At 67.6% G+C, this 21822-nt stretch carries 19 protein-coding genes; 5 read left to right on the top strand and 14 right to left on the bottom strand.

Annotated elements, in window-relative coordinates; translation table 11 throughout:
- Positions 1-44: 44 nt before the first annotated feature.
- From cydC to ACGLHS_RS03025, 9 genes are all read right to left on the bottom strand, one after another.
- The gene (cydC, locus tag ACGLHS_RS03065; protein ID WP_394476722.1) at positions 45-1751 is read right to left on the bottom strand and encodes a thiol reductant ABC exporter subunit CydC; all 1707 of its coding nucleotides are present in this window, start codon (positions 1749-1751) and stop codon (positions 45-47) included.
- Complete coding sequence (gene cydD, locus ACGLHS_RS03060; RefSeq protein ID WP_394476720.1) at positions 1748-3442, bottom strand: thiol reductant ABC exporter subunit CydD; 1695 nt, start codon at positions 3440-3442, stop codon at positions 1748-1750. Before cydD ends, cydC begins: the two co-directional genes overlap by 4 nt.
- Before the next feature lie 156 nt (positions 3443-3598).
- Entirely contained in the window at positions 3599-4711 is a 1113-nt protein-coding gene (locus tag ACGLHS_RS03055; protein ID WP_394478157.1) for an acyltransferase family protein, read from the bottom strand.
- 62 nt (positions 4712-4773) lie between these two features.
- Positions 4774-5736, bottom strand: a complete 963-nt coding sequence (locus ACGLHS_RS03050; protein WP_394476717.1) for an NAD(P)H-dependent flavin oxidoreductase — start codon at positions 5734-5736, stop codon at positions 4774-4776.
- A gap of 79 nt (positions 5737-5815) precedes the next feature.
- Positions 5816-7606: an acyl-CoA dehydrogenase gene (locus ACGLHS_RS03045; RefSeq protein ID WP_394476715.1), complete on the bottom strand. Its 1791-nt coding sequence runs from the start codon at positions 7604-7606 to the stop codon at positions 5816-5818.
- A 75-nt stretch (positions 7607-7681) separates the two neighbouring features.
- The gene (locus ACGLHS_RS03040; protein WP_394476713.1) at positions 7682-8614 is read right to left on the bottom strand and encodes an electron transfer flavoprotein subunit alpha/FixB family protein; all 933 of its coding nucleotides are present in this window, start codon (positions 8612-8614) and stop codon (positions 7682-7684) included.
- Positions 8615-8616: 2 nt separating this feature from the next.
- Positions 8617-9366: an electron transfer flavoprotein subunit beta/FixA family protein gene (locus tag ACGLHS_RS03035; RefSeq protein WP_093237141.1), complete on the bottom strand. Its 750-nt coding sequence runs from the start codon at positions 9364-9366 to the stop codon at positions 8617-8619.
- Between the two features lie 137 nt (positions 9367-9503).
- Positions 9504-10784, bottom strand: coding sequence for a mechanosensitive ion channel family protein (locus ACGLHS_RS03030; RefSeq protein WP_394476711.1), 1281 nt, complete (start codon positions 10782-10784; stop codon positions 9504-9506).
- Between the two features lie 38 nt (positions 10785-10822).
- Positions 10823-11776: a histone deacetylase family protein gene (locus tag ACGLHS_RS03025; RefSeq protein ID WP_394476709.1), complete on the bottom strand. Its 954-nt coding sequence runs from the start codon at positions 11774-11776 to the stop codon at positions 10823-10825.
- 78 nt (positions 11777-11854) lie between these two features.
- Here ACGLHS_RS03025 and ACGLHS_RS03020 point away from each other — a divergent pair, with 78 nt between their 5' ends.
- The 5 genes from ACGLHS_RS03020 to ACGLHS_RS03000 all read left to right on the top strand — a co-directional run bounded on the left by ACGLHS_RS03020 (position 11855) and on the right by ACGLHS_RS03000 (position 17616).
- The gene (locus ACGLHS_RS03020; RefSeq protein WP_394476707.1) at positions 11855-12775 is read left to right on the top strand and encodes an AAA family ATPase; all 921 of its coding nucleotides are present in this window, start codon (positions 11855-11857) and stop codon (positions 12773-12775) included.
- A gap of 67 nt (positions 12776-12842) precedes the next feature.
- Positions 12843-13820, top strand: coding sequence for a DUF58 domain-containing protein (locus ACGLHS_RS03015; RefSeq protein WP_394476705.1), 978 nt, complete (start codon positions 12843-12845; stop codon positions 13818-13820).
- The gene (locus tag ACGLHS_RS03010; RefSeq protein WP_394476703.1) at positions 13814-15838 is read left to right on the top strand and encodes a transglutaminaseTgpA domain-containing protein; all 2025 of its coding nucleotides are present in this window, start codon (positions 13814-13816) and stop codon (positions 15836-15838) included. The genes ACGLHS_RS03015 and ACGLHS_RS03010 overlap by 7 nt, the downstream gene beginning before the upstream one ends.
- A gap of 54 nt (positions 15839-15892) precedes the next feature.
- On the top strand, positions 15893-16990 hold the full coding sequence (mltB, locus tag ACGLHS_RS03005; protein ID WP_394476701.1) for a lytic murein transglycosylase B: 1098 nt from the start codon (positions 15893-15895) through the stop codon (positions 16988-16990).
- 5 nt (positions 16991-16995) lie between these two features.
- Complete coding sequence (locus tag ACGLHS_RS03000) at positions 16996-17616, top strand: N-methyl-D-aspartate receptor NMDAR2C subunit (protein WP_394476699.1); 621 nt, start codon at positions 16996-16998, stop codon at positions 17614-17616.
- Between the two features lie 6 nt (positions 17617-17622).
- Here the strand turns inward: ACGLHS_RS03000 and ACGLHS_RS02995 are convergent, their stop codons facing one another.
- Genes ACGLHS_RS02995 through ACGLHS_RS02975 form a run of 5 tightly spaced genes read right to left on the bottom strand, consistent with a single transcriptional unit; the run spans position 17623 to position 21540 of the window.
- Positions 17623-18126, bottom strand: a complete 504-nt coding sequence (locus ACGLHS_RS02995; RefSeq protein WP_394476697.1) for a hypothetical protein — start codon at positions 18124-18126, stop codon at positions 17623-17625.
- Positions 18123-19196, bottom strand: a complete 1074-nt coding sequence (locus ACGLHS_RS02990) for a beta-ketoacyl synthase N-terminal-like domain-containing protein (RefSeq protein ID WP_394476695.1) — start codon at positions 19194-19196, stop codon at positions 18123-18125. The genes ACGLHS_RS02995 and ACGLHS_RS02990 overlap by 4 nt, the downstream gene beginning before the upstream one ends.
- Entirely contained in the window at positions 19193-19465 is a 273-nt protein-coding gene (locus tag ACGLHS_RS02985) for an acyl carrier protein (protein ID WP_394476693.1), read from the bottom strand. The genes ACGLHS_RS02990 and ACGLHS_RS02985 overlap by 4 nt, the downstream gene beginning before the upstream one ends.
- A complete protein-coding gene (locus ACGLHS_RS02980; RefSeq protein ID WP_394476691.1) occupies positions 19462-20622 on the bottom strand; it encodes an ABC transporter permease in 1161 nt (386 codons plus the stop codon). Before ACGLHS_RS02980 ends, ACGLHS_RS02985 begins: the two co-directional genes overlap by 4 nt.
- A gap of 9 nt (positions 20623-20631) precedes the next feature.
- Positions 20632-21540, bottom strand: a complete 909-nt coding sequence (locus ACGLHS_RS02975; RefSeq protein ID WP_394476689.1) for an ABC transporter ATP-binding protein — start codon at positions 21538-21540, stop codon at positions 20632-20634.
- Positions 21541-21822 lie beyond the last annotated feature (282 nt).

The raw sequence follows: 21822 nt of genomic DNA, 5'->3' as shown, positions 1-21822 counted from the left end.
GGGGGTCTTCCTTTATGTTCCCTGTTCTGTTTTCTGATCCGGATTCAATCGGGGCGCAGGCTGCGCAACGCAGCGTCGAAGGCTTCGCTGCCCCGGTGCAGCTCGCAGGCGATGCGGCCCTGCGCCATGCACACCAGGCGGTCGGCAAGCGCGGCTTCGCGGCGCAGGTGCGTGGCGATCAGCAAGGTGCGCGGGCCGGCCTGTTCGGCCAGGCGGTGCAGCACGTCGTGGGCCGTGGTGGCGTCGAGCGCCTCGGTCGGTTCGTCGAGCAGCCACAGCGGCACCGGGCGCAAGAGCAAGCGGGCCAGCGCGAGCCGGCGTGACTGGCCGCCGGACAGGCCAAGGCCGCCCTCGCCCAGGCGCGTGTCGAGGCCGGTGGAGAGTGCGCGAACGTCGCGCTCGAGCCCTGCCGCCTGCAGCACGGCCCACAGCTTTTCGTCGGAGGCATGCGGGTCGGCGAGCCGCAGGTTGTCGCGCAGGCTGTCCTGGAAGAGTTCGGTGCGCTGCGTCAGCAGGCATGACGACTGCGCTTGCACGGTACCGGCGCTGGGAGTGATTTCGCCGGCGATGGTTGCGAGCAGCGTGGACTTGCCCGTGCCGCTGGCGCCGATCAACGCGACGCGCTCGCCGGCATGGAGGGTCAGCGAGATGCTGCTCAGGGTCTGGGTGTGGCTGCCGGGGTGCGAAACGCCGACATCGTGCAAACGCAGTGCGACTTGCGAATCGCTGGTTGCGACATCCGCTGCTTCGCCGTCTTCCGAAGCCATGCGCGGCGCGAGGCGGCGGACCGCCAGCCACGTGCGGCCTGCGTCGAGTGCACCGCGGCGCAGTGCGGCGAAGGGCTCGGTGGCGGTGAGCGCAATCAGCAAGGCCAATGCCGCAGCCGGTGCACCGATCAGGCCTTCGCTCACCAATGCACCGACAGCCAGCAGTACGCCCACCAAGGTCAAGGTGCCCGCGCTGCCGTAGGCAAAACCGGCGTTGGCTTCGAGCCGGTTCAAGGCCAGGTCGGCCTTGGCGAGATGCATGTCGGCGTTCATCAGCGCATCGCGCTGTGCATCGATGCGGCCTGTCATCACGAGGTCGGTTTGCCCGGCCACGAGATCGACGGCGCGTGCACGCAGTGCCTCGATGGCATGGGCGCGCTGCACGGCGGGCCGCCGCGCACGCCTTGCAATGACGGCCGCCATGCCCCAGCCGACGACCACCAGCCAGAACGCGAGCGACAGCCCCATGCCTACATGCATGAAACCGAGCACGACGCCCGCAAGCAATGCGGCGCCCAATGCAGCCGCTGCGGGCACGAGCAGGCGCAGATAGAGCGACTCGAGCGCGTCGATGTCGGACGTGAGGCGGAACAGCAGTTGCGCCGGGCGCATCAGCAGTTCGCGCGCGGCCTCGGCCTTGGCCCAGCCACGGAAGAGGCGCACACGCAGTGCGGCGAGCACCGAGAAGGTCGCGTCGTGCGTCACCAGCCGCTCGCCATAGCGCGATGCCGTGCGGCCGAGCGCCAGCAGTCGGATGCCCGCAGAGGGCATGAACACGTCGAAGGTGAAGGCCGTGGCCGCGTGCAGGCCGGCCAGGGCGGTCGCGGTGATGAACCAGCCCGAGAGGCCCAGCAACGCCATGCCCGCGAGCACGGTGACTGCTGCGAGCAAACCGCCAAGCAGCAGCGCGCGTGGCTGTGCGGCGAAGAAAGGACGCAGCACCAGGCGAAGATCGCGCCAACGTGTGGAAGGCTGATTGCTCATGCGGCCTTCTCCAGCGTTTCTGCGCCGAGGTTCACCACGCGGTCCATGCGGGCGGCGAGCACCGGGTCGTGCGTCGCGACGACGAGGGTCTTGCCTTGCGCAAGGCTCATCAATGCATCGGCGACGCGGCTCGCTGTTTCGGTGTCCAGGTGCGCTGTGGGCTCATCGACCAGCAGCAGATCGGCGTGCGGATGCACCGCGATGCGCGCCAATGCAAGCCGCGCCGCTTCACCGCCCGAGAGGCCATGGCCGCCCTCGCCCAGCGCCACGCCGGGATGCGCCTGCGCCACCTCGTCGAGCGAGGCGAAGCGCATCGCGGCGGCGACTTGCGGCGTGTCGATGCCCGTGCGTCCCAGGGTGACGTTGGTTTCGACCGAGCCGGCGAAGACGTGGGGAGCTTGCCCCATCCAGGCCATCCGCTGGCGCAACGCGGCCACGGTGTGATCGGTGAGCGGCACACCGCCGATCGAGATGTCGCCACGGCTCGCGGGCACGAGGCCGGCCAGCAGCGACAGCAACACCGTCTTGCCCGCACCGCTGGGGCCGGTCAGCGCGACATGCTCGCCGGGGGCGATGCGCAGCTCGTAGCCATCGAAGACTTCCGACGGCTCGCCCGGCCATGAAAAATGCAGGCCCTGGACGGCGATGGCGGGTGCGGAACCGGCACTGGCCGAACCCGTGGCGGCGCGCGTCAGCGAGGCGTTGGCGCCGGGCAAGCGCAACGCCTCGCGCTGCAGCCGGTCGAGTGCCTGCAACGCGGCTTCTCCCGCCGCGCGGTCGTGCCAGACGGCCGAGAGTTCGCGCAGCGGCTCGAAGAAAGCCGGTGCGAGCAACAGGACGAACAGCCCTTCGCCCAGGCTCAGTTGCCGACCCCATGCACCGAAGCCGAGCGAGCCCAGCAGATGGAAGCCGACATACACCGCCACCATCGCGACGCCGAGCGCCGAGAAAAGCTCCAGCACGGCCGACGAGAGGAAGGCAATGCGCAGCACGGCCATCGTCCGTCTGCGCAGCGACTGCGCGGCCTCGCCCAGACGCTGCGCCGTGTCGTCCACCGCGTGGAGCGATCGCAAGGTGGCCAGGCCGCGCAGGCGGTCGAGCAGGAAGGCGTTCATGCCGCCCATCTCGACCATCTGCGCCTCGCTTGCCGCCTTGGCGCGCCAGCCCACGATGGCCATGAAGATCGGAATGAGCGGCGCCGCGAACAGCAGCACCAGTGCGGCCACCCATGAGAAGGCGGCGACCGCGCAGAGGATGAAGAGGGGCACGACCATCACGCGCCAACGCGCGGGCTGGTAGCGCACGAGGTACGGCACCAGCGCCTCGGCCTGCTCGGCGAGCACGCTGGCCGCCTGGCCCGAAGGGGCGCGGGCCCGGTCCATTGGCGATCCACCGGCCAGCGCGGCGGCGGTTTGCGCGCGCAGGGCCGTGAGCTGCGTCCTGGCACGGGCGAAGGTGTGGCGGGCGCCCCAGGCCTCGCAGCCTGCCCGCAGCAGTCCGAGCAGCAATATCCCGCAAGCCGGCCACGCGACAGCCGCCATGCCCTGCCCCGCGGCAAGCCCCTGGACCGCCATCGCCAGCAACGCCGCCTGCGGCAGCCACAGCAGCGCGGCCGCACCCTGCACCACGCTGCCGATGTCTGTCGACGCGATGGCCCGCATTGGCGATCGGGGTGCTGGGTGCTTGGTCATTCCTTGGTTTCGTGTATTTTCAGTATTTACTGAAATTTCCACAATCATACCGAAGACGGAGGCAGCTGACGAGCCCGGAGACTGCACGCTCCGGGCCGTCAGCGCAACCCGTTCAGGAAGATTCGGCCAAGGCGCCTGCGCTGGCGCCGGGCACTTTTAATGAGAAACGACTATTCCGCTGACCAGCAGCGCAGCGAACAGCGTGAAGACCGCGCGCCACGACGCCGGACGCACTTCGACCCACCGGTGCAGCAATGTGGCGGCCGCCACCGAGAGCCCGAAGGTCGCCACCAGCCCGATCGCATCGAACCATGCGCCGTGCGGCCCGGCATTCGCGACCAGCGCATTCATCGCGAGCAGCACCGGAAAGTGGATCAGGAACAGCGAATACGACATGCGCCCCAGCCGCTGCAAAGGCACCGCCACCGCCGGCCAGTGCACCGGCGAAAGCCAGCGCCGGCGCTGTGCGACGGCGATGAGCAACGCCGTTACCAGCGCAATGGCGATGCGGCTGCGCCAGTCGATGGCCAGCGCGCCCGCCCCCACCAGCGCCAGCAATGCGACGGCGCTCTGCCACGTGCTGAAGCGCGTCGCGCGCCCGATCCAGAACACCAGCATGCCCAGGCCATAGGTGCCGAAGAAATAGAAGGCCGTGTCGTCCAGCCCCGCATTGCGATTGAACAGCGCGAGCGAAGCCACGGCCAACCCAAACACCAGCGCTACGGGCAACCAGCGTGCCCGCGCATTCATCGGTGCCGAACCCGGCGAACGCTGCAGCATCGCGGGCAGGCCCACCAGCGTCAGCGCCAGTGCGAAGAGCTGGAAGTCGATGGCCACGTACCAGACACCCGTCGACAACGATTCGTAGCCCAGCAGATCCTGCAGCAGCAGCCCGTGCGCGATCAGTTGCCCCATGGTGGGCGACGCGGGCACCACTTCCTCATCGAGCCACGGCCGCACCAGCGCCGCGACCAGCACGCACACCGTAAGCGCTGCCAGGTACGGCATCACCAGCCGGCCGTAGCGCTGCAGGATGCGCGCGACGGGGCGGTCGCAGCGCAGCCGGCCATCCGGCGCAAGGCTCGCAGCCGCAAGAAAGCCGGCGATCACGAGGAACACCTGCACCGCCAGGCGCCCTTCGTTCGCCAGCCATGCAAAGAAATCGGGCGCGAGCGCGTACGCGCCGGCCGGCATCGGGCCGTAGCGCGACAGGTGATGGCCGACGATGACCGCGCAGGCGATGCCCTTGGCCGCGTCGAGCAGCGGCATGCGCCCCAGCGAAGTGGAAGACAACGACCTGCTGGCAGGCTGCAGGTCGCCCGCAAGCGTGGTCAAAGCGCCAGCCGTTGCCTTGCTTCCTGGTATTCGCGCTTGAGCTTCTCGATGAAGGCCGCGGCGCTGGCCACTTCGGTCACGGCACCGATGCCCTGGCCCGAGCCCCAGATGTCTTTCCAGGCCTTGGCCTTGCTGCCTTCGCCGCCGCCGAAGTTCATGGTCTTGACGTCGCCTTCGGGCAGGTTGGCCGGGTCCATGCCGGCCTTGACGATGCTCGGCGCGAGGTAGTTGCCATGCACGCCGGTGAAGAGGCTCGAATAGACGATGTCGTCCGAGGTGCCGTCGACGATGGCCTGCTTGTAGTCGTCGCTCGCGCGTGCTTCTTCGGTCGCGATGAAGGCGGTGCCGATGTAGGCGAAGTCGGCGCCCATGGCCTGTGCCGCGAGCACCGCGCCACCGGTGGCGATGGAGCCCGACAGCGCGATCGGGCCGTCGAACCACTGGCGAATCTCTTGCACCAGCGCGAACGGGCTCTTCACACCCGCATGGCCGCCGGCACCGGCCGCCACGGCGATGATGCCGTCGGCGCCCTTCTCGATCGCCTTCTGCGCGAATTTGTTGTTGATGATGTCGTGCAGCGTCACGCCGCCGTAGCTGTGCACCGCGTCGTTGACGTCGGTGCGCGCACCCAGCGAGGTGATGACGATCGGCACCTTGTACTTGACGACCATTTCCATGTCGTGCTCGAGGCGGTCATTGCTCTTGTGCACGATCTGGTTGATGGCGAAGGGCGCGGCGGGCTTGTCGGGGTTGGCCTTGTTGTAGGCGGCCAGCTCTTCGGTGATCTCGATCAGCCACTCTTCGAGCTGCGCCGCGGGGCGCGCGTTGAGTGCCGGCATCGAACCGACCACACCCGCCTTGCATTGCGCAATCACGAGCTTGGGGTTGCTGATGATGAACAGCGGCGAGCCGATGATCGGCAGCGGCATGTTCGCGAGGACGGGGGGCAGCTTGGACATGTTGTCTCCGGAAATGGGTTTCGGTTTTATAAGAGAGCAAGGCCCCTGCCGCCCGTCAGATGGGCGACAGGGAGGCGGCTCAGAACGCGTCGAGCGCCAGGGCCGTGACGCTCTCGGCGCCATCGACGATGCTGTCGCGGATGCCCGGCACCTTGTTCAGGATGTGCTCGGCATAGAAGCGCGCGGTGGCGATCTTGGCCAGCATGAAGTCGGTGTCGAAGCTGCGCGAAGCCAGGTCCTGCGCAATGATCAGCGAGCGCGCCAGCTGCCAGCCGGCCACGAGGTTGCCCGCGAGCATCAGGTACGGCACACTGCCCGAGAACACGGCGTTCGGCGATGCCTTGGTCTGGCCCGCGACGAAATCGACCACTTCGACAAAAGCTTCGCGCGCGGCCTTCAGGCGCTTGAGTACCGCAGCAGCAGCCGGGTGATCGCTCTTGGCCAGTTCGGCTTCGGTCTTCTCGATCTGCGCGGCGATGGCCTTGGCGGTCTGGCCGCCGTCGCGCGCGGTCTTGCGGCCCACGAGGTCGTTGGCCTGGATCGCGGTGGTGCCTTCGTAGATCGTGAGGATCTTCGCGTCGCGGTAGTACTGCGCCGCACCCGTCTCTTCAATGAAGCCCATGCCGCCGTGCACCTGCACGCCGAGCGAGGTCACTTCGAGGCTCATCTCGGTGCTGTAGCCCTTGACCAGCGGCACCATGAATTCGTAGAAGGCCTGGTTCTGCTTGCGCGCGTCGGCATCGGGGTGATGGTGCGCGGCGTCGTAGGCCGCAGCGGCCACCGAAGCCATCGCGCGGCAACCTTCGGTGTAGGCGCGCATCGTCATCAGCATGCGCTTGACGTCGGGGTGGTGAATGATGGGTGCGCTGGCGTTGATCGAGCCATCGACCGGGCGGCTCTGCACGCGCTCCTTTGCATAGGCGACGGCGTGCTGGTACGAGCGCTCGGCAATCGCGATGCCCTGCATGCCCACGGCGTAGCGAGCCGAGTTCATCATGATGAACATGTACTCGAGGCCGCGGTTCTCCTGGCCCACGAGGTAGCCGACGGCACCGCCGTTGTCGCCGTACTGGAGCACGGCGGTCGGCGAGGCCTTGATGCCCATCTTGTGCTCGATGCTCACGCAGTGCACGTCGTTGCGCTCGCCCAGCGAGCCATCCTTGCCCACCATGAACTTCGGCACCACGAACAGGCTGATGCCCTTCACGCCTTCGGGCGCGCCGGTCACGCGGGCCAGCACGAGGTGCACGATGTTCTCGGCCATGTCGTGCTCACCGTAGGTGATGAAGATCTTGGTGCCGAACACCTTGTACGTGCCATCGGGCTGCGGCTCGGCGCGGCTGCGCACCATGGCCAGGTCGCTGCCGGCCTGCGGCTCGGTGAGGTTCATCGTGCCGGTCCACTGGCCGCTCACGAGCTTTTCAAGGTACGTGGCCTTCAGCTCGTCGGAGCCGGCGGTGAGCAGCGCCTCGATGGCGCCATCGCTCAGCAGCGGGCACAGCGCGAAGCTCATGTTGGCCGAGTTGAGCATTTCACCGCAGGCCGCGCCGATGGTCTTGGGCAGGCCCTGGCCGCCGAAGTCGGTCGGATGCTGCAGGCCTTGCCAGCCGCCCGACACGTACTGGGCGAAGGCGTCCTTGAAGCCCGGCGTGGTGGTGACGGCGCCGCCCTTGAACGACGAGGGATTGCGGTCGCCTTCGATGTTCAGCGGGGCGATCACGTCCTGGTTGAAACGCGCGCACTCCTCGAGAACGGCCTGCGCGGTTTCGAGGCCGGCGTCTTCGAAGCCGGGCAGCTTGGCGATCTCGCCGATGTTGGCCAGGTGTTCGATGTCGAACAACATGTCCTTGAGGGGTGCGGTGTAGCTCATGGTCTTGTCTCCAGATACAGCAGATGTAGAAAGGGCATCGCGAACGATGCCCTCTGGCTCATTGCGTCGATACGGTCAGAGCGCCTTGACCAGCTCGGGCACAGCCACGAACAGGTCGGCCACGAGGCCATAGTCGGCCACCGAGAAGATCGGCGCCTCTTCGTCCTTGTTGATCGCCACGATCACCTTGGAGTCCTTCATGCCAGCCAAGTGCTGGATCGCGCCCGAGATGCCCGCTGCGATGTACAGCTGCGGCGCGACGATCTTGCCGGTCTGGCCCACTTGCCAGTCGTTGGGGGCGTAGCCTGCATCGACGGCTGCGCGGCTGGCGCCCAGGCCTGCGTTGAGCTTGTCGGCCAGCGGCGCCATCACTTCGGTGAACTTCTCGGCGCTGCCGAGAGCCCGGCCACCGGAGACGATGATCTTGGCCGCCGTCAGTTCGGGGCGCTCGCTCTTGGTGACTTCACGGCCCACGAAGCTGCTCTTGCCGCTGTCTGCCACGCCTTCAGCGGTTTCGATCGCTGCGCTGCCACCGGTGGCAGCTGCGGCGTCGAAGCCGGTCGTGCGAACCGTGATGACCTTGGTGGCATCGCTGCTCTGCACCGTGGCAATCGCGTTGCCGGCGTAGATCGGGCGCTCGAAGGTGTCGGGGCTGTCGACCTTGGTGATGTCGCTGATCTGGGCCACATCGAGCTTGGCAGCCACGCGCGGTGCGACGTTCTTGCCGTTGGCGGTCGAGGGGAACAGGATGTGGCTGTAGTTGCCGGCAATCGCCAGCACCTGGGCTGCGACGTTCTCGGCGAGGTTTTCCGCGAGGGATGCGCTGTCTGCGGCGATCACCTTGGAGACGCCTGCGATCTGCGCGGCGGCCTTGGCAGCCTCTGCGGCGTTGGCACCGGCCACGAGCACGTGGACGTCGCCACCGCAAGCCAGCGCTGCGGTCACGGTGTTGAGGGTGGCCGGCTTGATGCTGGCGTGGTCGTGTTCGGCAATAACAAGTGCGGTCATGTTCAGATCACCTTCGCTTCATTCTTCAGTTTGTCCACCAGCGTCGCCACATCAGGCACCTTGATGCCGGCGCCACGCTTCGGGGGCTCGCTGACCTTCAGGGTCTTCAGGCGCGGCTTCACGTCCACGCCCAGGTCTTCGGGCTTGAAGGTGTCCAGTTGCTTCTTCTTGGCCTTCATGATGTTGGGCAAGGTGACGTAGCGCGGCTCGTTCAGGCGCAGGTCGGTCGTGATGACGGCCGGCAGCGTGAGGGAGACGGTTTCCAGGCCGCCGTCGACTTCGCGGGTCACGGTGGCCTTGTCGCCTGCGACTTCGACCTTGGAGGCGAAGGTGGCTTGCGGAAGATCAGCCAGCGCGGCCAGCATCTGGCCGGTCTGGTTCGCGTCGTCGTCGATGGCTTGCTTGCCCAGGATGATCAGCTGGGGCTGCTCCTTGTCCACCAGCGCCTTGAGCAGCTTGGCCACAGCCAGCGGCTGCAGCTCTTCGGTGGTTTCAACGAGGATGCCGCGGTCGGCACCGATGGCCATGGCCGTGCGCAGGGTTTCCTGGCACTTGGCATCGCCGCACGACACGGCGATCACTTCGGTGACCACGCCCTTTTCTTTCAGGCGAACCGCTTCTTCCACTGCGATCTCGTCGAAGGGGTTCATGCTCATCTTGACGTTGGCAATGTCCACCCCGGTGCCGTCGCTCTTCACGCGCACCTTCACGTTGTAATCGACGACCCGTTTGACAGGCACAAGAACCTTCATTGACTTGACTCCATTGGATTGCAAAAAGGGGGCTTCGAGGGCAACCGGTCATTCTAGGACGCGACCTTTGCAGCCTCTCCATTCTTCTTGTTGGCATTCGCGCGCCAATAAAAAAGAACGATCGTGCTTTTCCACGATTATAAGACAGCGTCGGGCGCTGGCGCGACTCCCGGCGGCAAAGATTCCACGCGCAACACGCGCTGCGGATAGGGAATGTCAATGCCCGCACCCCGCAGCCCGTCGAGGATGGCGACGTTGATGGCCGAGCGCAGGTTGTCCTTGCCCTTCTCGGGGTCTGCCACCCAGAAGTTGAGGGTGAACTCCAGCCCATCGGGCGCGAAATTGAGCAGGTAGGCCACCGGCACCGGCTCGGTCATGACACGCGGCTGCGCCTTGGCCGCCTCGCACAGGATGGACTGCACCTGCGCCACGTCGCTCTCGTAGCCGACCACGATGCTGGTCGTGATGTTGAACTTGCGGTCGGCCAGCGACAGGTTTTCCACCCGGCTGGTAATGAGCGATTCGTTCGGCACGATGGCCTCGCGCCCGTTGCCCGCGCGAATGAGCGTGTAGCGCGTCTTGATGTCCGTGATGCGGCCTTCGAAGGTGTCGACCTTCACGTTGTCGCCGATGCGGATCGAGCGTTCGAGCAGGATCACGAAGCCGCTCACATAGTTGGCCGCCAGCTTCTGCAGCCCGAAGCCCAGGCCCACGCCGAGCGCACCGCCGAGCACCGACAGCGCCGTCAGGTCCACGCCCACCGCCGACAGCGCGAACAGCAAGCCGACCAGCAGCAGGAACGCACGCACCGCATTCGAGGCGACCTTGCGCATCGAAAGATCGGTGACGGCCTCGCGCAGGATGCGCTTTTCGATGGTGCTGGAGATCCACAGCGCAATCACCATCACCAGCCCGGCCGACAACACGCCCTGGAAGATCGTCTGCAGGCTCACGCGTGTCTTGCCGAAGGCCAGCGTGATCTCGTCGAGTTCGGCCAGCACCGGCGGCAGCAGCCCGACGATCCACAGCACCGCCGCGATCCAGGCCAGCCACGAGATCGTGCGCTCGATCAGCCGCACGAGGTTCGACGCGGGAAACACCGCGCGCAACACCCGCGCAAACAGCCGGATGACCACCAGCGACAAGAACACCGACACCGCGATGCGCAGCACCAGCACGGGCTGCAGTTCGATCACCGCGCGCCGCGCCAGGTCGGTCAGCACCAGCGACAGCAGCGGGAACAGCAGGCCGTCGAAGGTGCGCTCGCCGAACCAGATCGAATCCTTGGGCTGGTCGCGTCCGAACCATTTGCAGACGGCCCAGGCCAGCGCCACGCAGGCCACGACGGCGGCAAGTTCGATGGCAAGGCCGCGCGCATCGACCTGGCTCAATCGTTGTGTGAAGTCGTTGAAGTTCATCGATTGGGAAAACATGGCGCCGAACGACGCCGGCTGCGTTACAGGTCCGCGAGCACGCGGATATGGGCTTCGACGCTGCGCGCCAGGGCATCGAGGTTGTAGCCGCCTTCGAGCATCGACACGATGCGCCCGCGCGCATGGCGCCTGGCCACGTCGTGCACGCGGCCGGTGATCCAGGCAAAGTCGTTCTCGTTCAGGCCGAGCTGGCCCAGGTCGTCCTCGCGATGGGCGTCGAAACCGGCGCTGATGAAGACCATCTGCGGCTTGAATTCCTCGAGCCGAGGCATCCAGACCGCCTCGATCATCTCCCGCACGTCCATGCCCTTGGTGTAGGCCGGAATCGGAAGATTCAGCATGTTCGACGCCGGATGCTCCGTGCCGCTGTACGGATAGAACGGATGCTGGAAGAAGCCGACCATCAGCACGCGCGGGTCGTTCGACAGGATGTTCTCGGTGCCGTTGCCGTGGTGCACGTCGAAATCGACGATGGCCACGCGGTCGAAGCCATGCACGTCGATGGCGTGCCGCGCCGCGATGGCCACGTTGTTGAAGAAGCAGAAACCCATCGCCTGCTCGCGGCAGGCATGGTGGCCCGGCGGGCGCACCGAGCAGAACGCGTTTTCGATGTCGCCGGCAATCACGGCATCGGTCGCGGCAATCGCGGCGCCGGCGGCGCGGCGCGCGGCCAGCAATGTGAAGCGGGTCAGAACGGTATCGGGGTCGACCTGTGCATGGTCGGGGCCGCCGGCGGGCTCGTCGGCCACCAGACGCTGATGCAGCTCTTCGAGGTGCTCGACGTGCGCCGTGCTGTGCGCCCGGGTGATCTGCTGCAGGGTGGCAAGCGGCACGTCGCGGTGATCGAGCGCATCGCCCACGCCGGTGAGCAACAGGCGGTCTTCGATGGCATCCAGTCGACCGGGGCATTCGGGATGCCCGTTGCCCATGTCGTGCTTCCAGAAGTCGCGGTGTGTGAAGTAGCCTGTCTTGCCCATGTCTCTGTCGCCATGTCTAGACCTCACGCGGCATGGGGCCGCAAGGTCTTACGGTATCGTTTGCATATGGATACAAATATGGACGTTGCTGCGAAGCTAGCCACTTTGCTGAGTCAGCTTAACACGGTGATCGTGGGCAAAGAGGCGCAGGTGCGCGACTGTGTAGCCTGCCTGTTGGCGGGTGGACACCTGCTGATCGAGGACGTTCCGGGGGTCGGCAAGACCACCCTCGCCCATGCGCTGTCGCACACCTTCGGTTTACATTTTTCGCGCGTGCAGTTCACGGCCGACCTGATGCCCGGCGACCTGTCGGGCGTGGCAATCTACGATCGCGGGCAGCAGGCCTTCGTGTTCCACCCCGGACCGATCTTTGCCCAGGTGCTGCTGGCCGACGAAATCAACCGCGCCAGCCCCAAGACCCAGAGCGCACTGCTCGAGGCGATGGAAGAAAAGCAGGTCACCATCGAAGGCGAGACGCGCCCGCTGCCCACGCCCTTCTTCGTGATCGCCACGCAGAACCCGCAAGACCAGCTCGGCACCTTCGCGCTGCCCGAATCCCAGCTCGACCGCTTCCTGATGCGGATCTCGCTCGGCTACCCCGACCGTGCCGCCGAGCGCCAGTTGCTCGCCGGCGTCGACCGCCGCGAAATGCTGGCCAGCCTGCCCGCCCTGCTGACCGCCGGCGAGCTGACCGCCATCCAGCAGCGCGTGCAGCAGGTGCACGCGGCCGAACCGCTGCTCAACTATGTGCAGGACCTGATCGCGGCCACGCGCTCGGGCCGCTGGTTCCTGCAGGGCCTGTCGCCGCGCGCCGGCATTGCCGTGCTGCGCGCCGCCAAGGCGCAGGCGCTGCTGGCCAACCGCAACTACGTCGCGCCCGACGACGTGCAGGCCGTGCTGCCGCAGACGATCGCGCACCGCCTCACGCCCGTGGGCGACGCGGGCCGTGGCGCCGTCGAGCAGGTGCGCGCGATGATCGCGGCCGTGCCCTTGCCGTGAGCCCCCGACCGGCCGCTCCGAAGAGGGCTCGCACAGCCGTGATGAACACGAAGACGAAGGCATTCCGATGAGCGCTGTCGGCGCCCTCCGCTCACGCATCGACGGCTGGTTCCTGTCGCGGCGCCCGCCCTCGGACACGCTGGAACTGACCCAGCGCAACGTCTACATCGTGCCCACGCGCGCCGGCTGGACGCTGGCCGCCACCCTGCTCGTGCTGCTGGTCGCGTCGATCAACTACCAGCTCAACCTGGGCTACCTGCTGACCTTCCTGCTGGCCGGCAGCGTGGCCGTCGGCATGCACGTGTGCCACGGCACGCTGCGCGGCCTGGCCATGCACATGGTGCCGCCAGACGCGCACTACGCGGGCGCGGCGGCCGTCTTCCGGGTGGTGCTGCACAACGCGCGTCGCAGCGTGCGTTACGGCATCGGCATGGCCGTGCGCGGCAGCGGCCAATGGGCCTGGACCGACGTGCCGGCCGAAGGCACGTCCACCGTCGAGATCGCGTTCCAGCCCGAGCGGCGCGGCCTGCATCCCGTGCCGCCGCTGACGGCCGAGACGCGCTTTCCGCTCGGCACCTTCCGTGTCTGGACGGTGTGGCGGCCCGCCGCGCAGATGCTGGTCTACCCCGCGCCCGAGGCACACCCGCCACCGTTGCCGCCGGGCGAGCCGCTGTCCGGGCCGGCCGCGCTGTCCGCCGCGCAGCGCGCGCACGGGGCCGGTGAATACGACGGCGTGCGCGTCTACCGGCGCGGCGATCCGCTGAAGCTCGTGGTCTGGAAGAAAGCCGCGCGGGCGCAGGCAGCCGGGTCGGAAGACCTCGTCAGCCGCGACACGCAACAGACGCAACGCGAAGAGCTGTGGCTCGACGCGCAGGCCACCGGGCTGGCCGATGGCGAGGCGCGCATTTCACGCCTCTGCGCCTGGGTGCTGATGGCCGACCGGCTGGGCGTGGACTACGGCGTCCGGGTTCAGGGGCGCGTCGTGAAGCCTTCGCAAGGCGAGGCCCACCGGCGGGCCTGCCTGGAGGCGCTGGCGCTATGTTGAAGAAGCTCCTGCAGCAGCTCTCGGCCCTCCCCCGGGATGCCAGGGACACGCTCTTTCTGCTGGCTGTCATCGCGCTGATCGTCCTGCCCCAGGCAGACAACATTCCGTGGTGGTGCACGGCCATCACCGCCATGGTCCTGCTCTGGCGCGGCAGCCTCGCGGTGCAGGCGCGCCCGCTGCCCAGCAGATGGTGGCGGGTCGCCCTGCTCGCGCTGACGCTGGCGGCCACCTACGCCACCCACCGCACGCTGCTGGGCCGCGATGCGGGCGTGACGCTCGTCGTCATCCTGCTGGCCCTCAAGACGCTGGAGCTGCGCGCCAGAAGAGACGCCTTCGTCATCTTCTTCCTGGGCTTCTTCGCGATGCTCACGAACTTCTTCTATTCGCAGTCGCTGCTGACCGCCTTCACGATGCTGCTGGCGCTGCTCGGCCTGCTCACCGCGCTGGTCAATGCGCACATGCCCGTCGGCCGCCCGCCGCTGATGCAGGCCGCGCGCACCGCCGGCTGGATGGCCCTGGCCGGCGCGCCGATCATGCTGGCGCTGTTCCTGCTGTTCCCGCGCTTCGCGCCGCTCTGGGGCACTCCCAGCGACGCCATGGCCGGGCGCACCGGGCTGTCGAACACCATGCGCGTCGGCACCATCGCCGAACTCGCGCTCGACGACAGCATTGCCGCGCGCATCAAGTTCGAGGGCAACCGCGCGCCGCCACAGAGCCAGCTCTACTTTCGCGGCCCGGTGCTGGCGCAGTTCGACGGCCGCGAGTGGACGGCCCTGCCATCGTGGCTGCGCGGCGGGCAATGGTCCGCCAACCTGCGCGTGAGCGGCGAGCCCGTGCGCTACGAGGTCACGCTCGAGGCCAACAACCGGCCCTGGCTGCTGACGCTCGATGCGGCGCAGCGCGCGCCCGAAGCCTCGGGCCTTGAAGTCACCGGCACGCCCGACCTGCAATGGCTCGCGAACCGGCCGATCAACGACCTGCTCCGCTACAAGGCCGAGAGCTACACGCAGTTCCAGAGCGGCCCGATCAAGCGCACGGGCGGCCAGTTGCAGGCCTACCTGTCGCTGCCGCCCGGCACCAACCCGCGCACCGCCGCGCTGGCGGCCGAGATGCGCGCCGACCCGGCACTGCACGAAGCCACCACGCAGGCCTTCGTGCAGGCGGCCCTGAAGCGCCTGCGCACCGGCGGCTACACCTACACGCTCGACCCCGGCGTCTACGGCAACGACACGGCCGACGAATTCTGGTTCGACCGCAAGGAAGGCTTCTGCGAGCACATCGCCTCGGCCTTCGTGGTGCTCATGCGCAACCTGCAGATCCCGGCGCGCATCGTGACCGGCTACCAGGGCGGCGAACTCAACAGCGTCGACAACTACTGGGTCGTGCGCCAGAGCGACGCGCATGCCTGGGCCGAAGTCTGGCAAGAAGGCACGGGCTGGGTGCGCGTGGACCCGACCGCCTCGGTGGCACCAGGCCGCATCGGGCAGATGCAGCGGCTGGTGCAGCAGCCGGGCCTGTTCGCCGGTGCCATCGGCGCCATGAGCCCCACGCTCGCGCAGAACATCCGCGCCGCATGGGAGGCCGTGAACAACGGCTGGAACCAGTGGGTGCTCAACTACACGCAGAGCCGGCAGCTCAACCTGCTGAAGAACATCGGCATCGAGGCCCCCAGCCTCGAAGACCTGGCCTATGTGCTGCTGTACCTGCTGATCGGCGCGAGCATTGCCGGTGCGGCCTGGACGCTGTGGGAGCGCAGCCGGCACGACCCGTGGCTGCGCCTGCTGGGCCAGGCCCGCACGCGCCTGGCCAAGGCCGGCCTGCGGCTGCCCGAAACGACCCCGCCCCGCCAGATGGCGCAGGCGGCCGACGCCCGCTTCGGCCCCGCCGCCCAGGCCGTGCGCGACTGGCTGCTCAAGCTCGAAGCCCAGCGCTATGCCAAGGCCACGCCAGAGACGCTCTCGACCCTGCGCCGCGAGTTCCGCCGCCTCAGCTGGCCCGCCGCGAACCCGCGCGGCTGAAACCACATGTGTCCCTTGGGAAGGGCCGCGCGCACGGGCGGCACAATCGGCCTCATGCGATTTTTTCTCCCCACGCCATCCCGCACCGTTGCGGCAGTTGCCCTTCTCGCCGCCTGCTGCGCATGGTCGACAGCGGCTGTAGCCCAGAAGTCTTCCAATGGCCGCGTGGCGAGCAACGCCGTGCGCGGCACCATCCCCTACGCCACGCGCGACGACGCGATGCGATTCGCCGACGAGGTGGCCGAGCGCCGCGGCCTCGACCGCGACTGGGTGCGTGCCACCATCGGTAACGCGCGCTTTCTGCCCAACGTACCGCGCCTCATGCTGCCGGGCCCGGTCGGCACGGTGAAGAACTGGCAGACCTACCGCAGCCGCTTCATCGACCCGGTGCGCATCGCGGCCGGCGTGCGCTTCTGGCGCGCCAATGCCGACACGCTGGCGCGCGCCGAGCAGGTGTACGGCGTGCCGGCGGAGATCATCGTCGGCATCATCGGCGTGGAAACCATCTACGGCCGCAACATGGGCAACTTCCGCGTGATCGACGCGCTGGCCACGCTCTCCTTCGACTTCCCGCAAGGCCACCCGCGCGCCGCCGAACGCGAAGCCTTCTTTCGCGGCGAGCTCGAAAGCTTCCTGAGCACCGAGAGCCGCACGGCCGACGACCCGCTCACGCCGCTGGGCAGTTACGCCGGCGCCATGGGCATGCCGCAGTTCATGCCCAGCAGCATCGCCAAGTACGCGGTCGACTTCGACGGCGACGGCCGCATCGACCTCGTCAACAACCCGGCCGACGTGATCGGCTCGGTTGCCAACTACTTCAAGGCCTTCGGCTGGAAACCGGGCATGCCCGCGATCTACCCGGTGCACTTCGACGAAGCGCGGCTTCAGAAGGGGTTGCTGCTGGCGCCCGACATCCTGCCGACCTTCAGCATCGACAGCTTCGTGGCGGCGGGCGCGGTGCCCGAGGGCGACGGCATTCGGCACAAGGGCCTGCTCGCGCTCATCGAACTGCAGAACGGCGCCGATGCGCCGCCGACCTACGTGGCCGGCACGCGCAACTTCTACGTCATCACGCGCTACAACTGGAGCAGCTACTACGCGATGTCGGTCCTGGACCTCGGACAAGAGGTCAAGGCGGCAATGGAGCAGTAAGCGCCATGACGCCCGAAGCGCTGCACGCGAACTGGACCGAGGCCTGGCGCGCGCTCGGCGTTGCATCTCCCAGCGACGCACTGTGCACCGCGCTGCAACAGCGCTACAGCGAGCCGCAGCGCCACTACCACACGATGCAGCACCTGGGCGAATGCCTCGCATGGTTCGAGCGCGAGAAGGCGAATGCCGAGCACCTTGGCGAAGTGGCGCTCGCGCTCTGGTTCCACGACGCCATCTACGACGTGCATGCGCACGACAACGAAGCGCGCAGCGCCGACTGGGCCCGCCAAGCTTTGATCGAGGCAGGCGCAACCGAAGCAGCCGCCGAACGCGTGCACGCCCTCGTCATGGCCACGCGCCACGACGCGGTGCCCGAAGGCCGCGATGCGGAACTGCTGATCGACATCGACCTGTCGATCCTCGGCGCCGAGCGCACGCGCTTCGACGAGTACGAGCGCCAGGTGCATGCCGAGTACGCCTTCGTGCCCGAAGACGTGCGCCTGCCGCGCCGCCGCGCGATCCTTCAGCGCTTTCTGGACCGCAAGGCCATCTACGCCACGCCGCGCATGCATGCGCAGCTCGAAGCGCAGGCGCGCCTCAACCTGCAGCGCTCGATCACGGGCTGACGACGCTCAGGCGGGCACCAGCCGCCACCACTCGGAGCGCGGCGACTCGCCATTGCGCTCTTCTTCGACGATGCCGAACAGCAGGCCGCCGCTCGACGCGCTCAGCTTCGACAACTGCAGCAGGCGCTGCGGATCGCGGCACAGCATGAAGCTCGCATCGCCCTGCCATTCAAGGCAGCGGCCGACCTCCGCCAGCATCAGCGCGGGCTGACTCTGCATGAAGGTGAACGGCATCGGCAGGCCCGCGTCGAGCTGCGCCAGCCCTGCATGCGTGGCGCCCCAGGCACCGCGCAGGCTGGCCACGCGCAGGCGCGCGTCGTTGGGCAATGCGACTTCGCCCGCTGCATCGAGGCAGCAGCGCGCGCCGTACATCGCAAGCTCGGTCCACAGGCCGACACGGCGCGGGCGACGGCCGATGCGATTCGCCAGGGCATCGCGCCAGTCGGCGGGCGGCGGGTGCGCGACGAAATGCGCGGCGGTGCGCCAGACGGTTGCGGTGCCAGTGGTCATGCGCGCTCGCAATCCCTGAGCACCAACGAGGTGTGCCCGCCGCCGAAGCCGACCACATTCAGCAGGATGTTGCGCAGCACCTGTGGCGGTTGTTCGCCCAGCGTGATGTTCAGTGCTTCGTCCAGCGGATAGTCGATCGCCGGCCAGACGCCGCCTTCGATACAACCCACCAGCAAGGCCAGTTCGGCCGCCCCCGCCGCACCCAGTGTGTGCCCGATCGCCGACTTGAGCGACACCAACGGCGGCAGCGGATCGAACACCTGCCGCAGCGCCTCCACCTCGATGGCATCGTTGACGGGGCTGCCAGCAGCCTGCACCTTGATGAGGTCGATGTCTTCGGGCCGCAGTCCGCTTTGCGCCAGCGCGCCGCGGCACATCGCAAGCACCGCGCTGGCCTCGGTGCCCGAGGGGTTGCGCCCATCGACCACATTGGCACCGCCTGCGAGCTGCCAGCGCGCCAGCTCCGCGCGCAAGCGCAAGGCGGCCACGGCCTCGCCGAGCACCAGCCCCTGGCGCGCTGCGCCGAAAGGCTGCGTGCTGTCGGGTGCCAGCAGTTGCATCGCACCGAAGCCGGCGACGGTGAAGCGGTTGCCCAGCTCGGCACCGATCACCAGTGCTTCATCGGAATCGCCACCGCGAATGAGATCGCACGCGGCCAGCACAGCGTTGAGTGCCGATGTACAAGCCGTCGAAACAGTGAACACCGGCCCCTGCCAATCGAGCGCGCCGGCAACGACCTCGGCAAAGTCCTGCAGGTCGCCGCCGAGCCGCAGGTCTTGCACCGCTTGCTCCATGAAACCGATATCGAGCGACGACGAAGCGACGAACAGCGGCGCGGTGCGGTCGCCCCACTCACCGGTCTGCGCGACCACGCTGCGAACGGTGTCGCACAGCCGCTGCTTCCAGTCGCCCTCCTGCGACGGCAAGGTATAGACCGGCCAGTGAACATCGTCGGTTACGGCGACCAGCGTCGGCGGCACACCACCACGCCGCAATGCAGCCAGCACGTCCTGCATGTCGCGACCCAGCACACAGGCCAGGCCCACGCCAGCCAGGTAGACGCCGCTCATGCCTTGCCCGCTTGCGCCAGGTGTTCCGCCAGATGCGCGATGGAGGTCATGGCCCGGCGCGTTTCCTTGCTGTCGGGCATGCGCACGCCGAAGCGCTGCTGGATCGCCATCGACACCTGCAGGGCATCGAGCGAGTCGAGATCGAGCCGCGCCTCGGGCCCGAACAGCGGCTCGTCGTCGCCCAGGCCGCCGGGCGGCGCGTCTTTTTCAACGGAATCGAGCACCAGCGCTTTCAGGCTGGCGATGAACTCGGCGGAAACGGTGCTCATGACGAAGTACGCCTGCGAAACAGAAAAACAGCCACGATGAACATCAGCGCCGCGAACACGACCAACCGGCCGATCTGCGGCAGCGCGTCAGCCACACCGCCGCCACGCAGCAACACGGTAAGCAGCGCCTCGAGCCCCCAGTTCATCGGCGAGACCTCGACCAGCCGCTGCATGAAGCCCGGCATGACGAACTTCGGCACCATGATGCCGCCCGCCGCCGCCATCAGCACATTGACCATCGGCCCGATGGTCGCGGCTTGCGCATGGCTGCGAACTGCGCACGCCAGCACCAGCGACAGGCTCACTGCCGCCAGGCTCACGGCCGCGAGCGACAGCAGCAGCGCGCCCCAATGGATGCCCGCAAGCGACAGCGCATCGCCGCCGATCAGCGGCATGAACCAGATGCCCGCCGCCAGCATCAGCACCGCCTGCAGCGCGTTCACGCCCAGGTACGGCAGCGCCTTCGAGGCCAGCAGCATGAAGCGCGACACGCCCAGGCTCTGCAGCCGGCCCAACGCGCCCGAGCTGCGCTCCTGCACGAACAGGCTGGAGAGCGAGGCCACCACGAAGAACATGCCGAACACCAGCCATGCCGGCACGTTCTGCTGCACCGAGGTCGGCCGCGGGCCGGTGGTGGAAAAGCGCTCGGCACGCACCATCGCCTGGATGGATGCATCGGGTGCGGGGCTGGCGGTGCCGGGCACCGCCAATGCGAGCCGCGCCTTGAGTTCGCCGGATGCGCCGACAAGCTCTGCGCGCAGTGCGTTGAACAGGTTGGCGTCGATGCCTGGCTCGGTCAGCAACTGGATGCGCGCCTCGGTCGAGAGCGCGGCCGATTCCAGCTCTTGCGACAGGCCCGACTCCATCACGATCACGTACTTGAGCGAACCGTTGCGCAGCCGCGCCTGCCAGTCGGTGCCCAACGGCTGTGGCGCGCCATGGTTGCGCTGCCAGAGCTGCTGCAGCCACTTGGCGGGCGTGGCGGTGTCGCGCATGTCGACGGCGTAGCTCAGTTCGGCGAGCGGCGGGCGGTAGATGTCCTTGAGGGTGAGCGACATCAGCACGATGAAGACCATCGGCATCAGGAACAGCGCGGCCAGTCCGTGCATGTCGCGCACGAGGGCGAGCAGTTCTTTCTTGATGAGCGCGAAGAGCATGTGTAGAAGTCAGTCGCGCAGCGAGCGGTGGGTGAGCGCCATGAAGAGTTGCTCCAGGTCATGGCGGCCGAACTCGGCGTGCCGCACGGCGATGCCTTCGGCTTCGAGCGTGGCCAGCACCGGGCCGGGGCCGGTGCCTTCGTTCAGATGAATGCGCCAGTGCACGCCACCCTGCTCGACCGTGCCGAAGCGCGAGAGCATTTCCACGCTGAGCCCATCGGCGGCCAGCGTGAGCAGCATCGCGCTCTTCGACAGCAGTTCGTCGAGCGAGCCTTCGCGCAGCACGCGGCCATGGTCGAGGATGGCCACGCGGTCGGCGATGGCTTCGATTTCTTCCATGTAGTGCGAGGCGTAGATCACGGCCGCGCCCGCCTGCGCGAGGCTCTTGATCGCATCGAGGATGAACGCGCGCGACTGTGGATCGACACCCACGGTGGGTTCGTCGAACAGCATCAGCTCGGGTTCGGGCAGCAAGGCGATGGCGAGGTTGAGCCTGCGCTTGAGGCCGCCGGACAAGCGCTCGGCGCGCACGTTCGCGAACTGCTCCAGTTGTGCGAAGTGCGTGCAGGTCTCGATTCGTGCCTTCTTACGGCTGCCTGAAAGACCGCCGGCGGCGGCAAAGCACGCGAGGTTTTCGGCGACCGTGAGCATTGGATAGAAAGCCTGGTCCTGCGGCGCAACAGCGATGCGTGTGGGCGTCTTTGCGCGCACCTGCTGCAAAGGTTGGCCGTCGATGCGGATCTCGCCGGACTGCACCGCGAGCGCGCCCGACAGGTGCGAGATCAGCGTGGTCTTGCCTGCGCCGTTCGGCCCGAGCAAGCCGAGCACGCAGCCTCTGGGCACCGCGAGCGACACGTCGGCCAGCGCGGGGGCGTCGGCGTGGGGGTAACGGTAGCTGAGCTTGTGGAATTCAAGCATCGGGCTGTTGTGGGCTGTGTTGCACGCTGTTTGTATTCGAGGCGCTCTTGTTCGGGACGCTCTTTTTCGGGGTGCGTGCGAATGACATCGGGTACTCCCCTCCGCGAATGTCCCCCGCCTTCGGCTCCTCCTTTATTTCGCTGCGGGGAGCACCCGATGCCATTCGCACATGAGCGCTGCCGTTGTGCTGGCCGATCAATAGCCGCTTTGGAGAACGCTCACGTCGATGGGGTGCCTTGCGTAGCGAAACAAAGGAGGAGGCCAAAGGCCGGGGGACATTCG

Source organism: Variovorax sp. VaC1 (assembly GCF_043658315.1).
In the GTDB taxonomy this organism is placed as follows: domain Bacteria; phylum Pseudomonadota; class Gammaproteobacteria; order Burkholderiales; family Burkholderiaceae_C; genus Variovorax.
This window is presented reverse-complemented; position numbering and strand designations above follow the sequence as displayed.

Excerpts from the sequence above, each read along its gene's own strand:
- ACGLHS_RS03055 (WP_394478157.1), bottom strand. The coding sequence starts at position 4,711 with ATGCCGCTGCTCGACGCGGCCAAGGGCATCGCCTGCGCGGTCATCGTC.
- ACGLHS_RS02985 (WP_394476693.1), bottom strand. The coding sequence starts at position 19,465 with ATGAGCACCGTTTCCGCCGAGTTCATCGCCAGCCTGAAAGCGCTGGTG.
- ACGLHS_RS02995 (WP_394476697.1), bottom strand. The coding sequence starts at position 18,126 with ATGACCACTGGCACCGCAACCGTCTGGCGCACCGCCGCGCATTTCGTC.
- ACGLHS_RS03050 (WP_394476717.1), bottom strand. The coding sequence starts at position 5,736 with ATGTCCAAGCTGCCCCCCGTCCTCGCGAACATGCCGCTGCCGATCATC.
- ACGLHS_RS03040 (WP_394476713.1), bottom strand. The coding sequence starts at position 8,614 with ATGACCGCACTTGTTATTGCCGAACACGACCACGCCAGCATCAAGCCG.
- ACGLHS_RS03045 (WP_394476715.1), bottom strand. The coding sequence starts at position 7,606 with ATGAGCTACACCGCACCCCTCAAGGACATGTTGTTCGACATCGAACAC.
- ACGLHS_RS03000 (WP_394476699.1), top strand. The coding sequence starts at position 16,996 with ATGACGCCCGAAGCGCTGCACGCGAACTGGACCGAGGCCTGGCGCGCG.
- ACGLHS_RS03015 (WP_394476705.1), top strand. The coding sequence starts at position 12,843 with ATGAGCGCTGTCGGCGCCCTCCGCTCACGCATCGACGGCTGGTTCCTG.
- ACGLHS_RS03025 (WP_394476709.1), bottom strand. The coding sequence starts at position 11,776 with ATGGGCAAGACAGGCTACTTCACACACCGCGACTTCTGGAAGCACGAC.
- mltB (WP_394476701.1), top strand. The coding sequence starts at position 15,893 with ATGCGATTTTTTCTCCCCACGCCATCCCGCACCGTTGCGGCAGTTGCC.
- ACGLHS_RS03035 (WP_093237141.1), bottom strand. The coding sequence starts at position 9,366 with ATGAAGGTTCTTGTGCCTGTCAAACGGGTCGTCGATTACAACGTGAAG.
- cydD (WP_394476720.1), bottom strand. The coding sequence starts at position 3,442 with ATGACCAAGCACCCAGCACCCCGATCGCCAATGCGGGCCATCGCGTCG.
- ACGLHS_RS03030 (WP_394476711.1), bottom strand. The coding sequence starts at position 10,784 with ATGAACTTCAACGACTTCACACAACGATTGAGCCAGGTCGATGCGCGC.
- ACGLHS_RS02990 (WP_394476695.1), bottom strand. The coding sequence starts at position 19,196 with ATGAGCGGCGTCTACCTGGCTGGCGTGGGCCTGGCCTGTGTGCTGGGT.
- ACGLHS_RS03010 (WP_394476703.1), top strand. The coding sequence starts at position 13,814 with ATGTTGAAGAAGCTCCTGCAGCAGCTCTCGGCCCTCCCCCGGGATGCC.
- ACGLHS_RS02980 (WP_394476691.1), bottom strand. The coding sequence starts at position 20,622 with ATGCTCTTCGCGCTCATCAAGAAAGAACTGCTCGCCCTCGTGCGCGAC.
- cydC (WP_394476722.1), bottom strand. The coding sequence starts at position 1,751 with ATGAGCAATCAGCCTTCCACACGTTGGCGCGATCTTCGCCTGGTGCTG.
- ACGLHS_RS03020 (WP_394476707.1), top strand. The coding sequence starts at position 11,855 with ATGGACGTTGCTGCGAAGCTAGCCACTTTGCTGAGTCAGCTTAACACG.
- ACGLHS_RS02975 (WP_394476689.1), bottom strand. The coding sequence starts at position 21,540 with ATGCTTGAATTCCACAAGCTCAGCTACCGTTACCCCCACGCCGACGCC.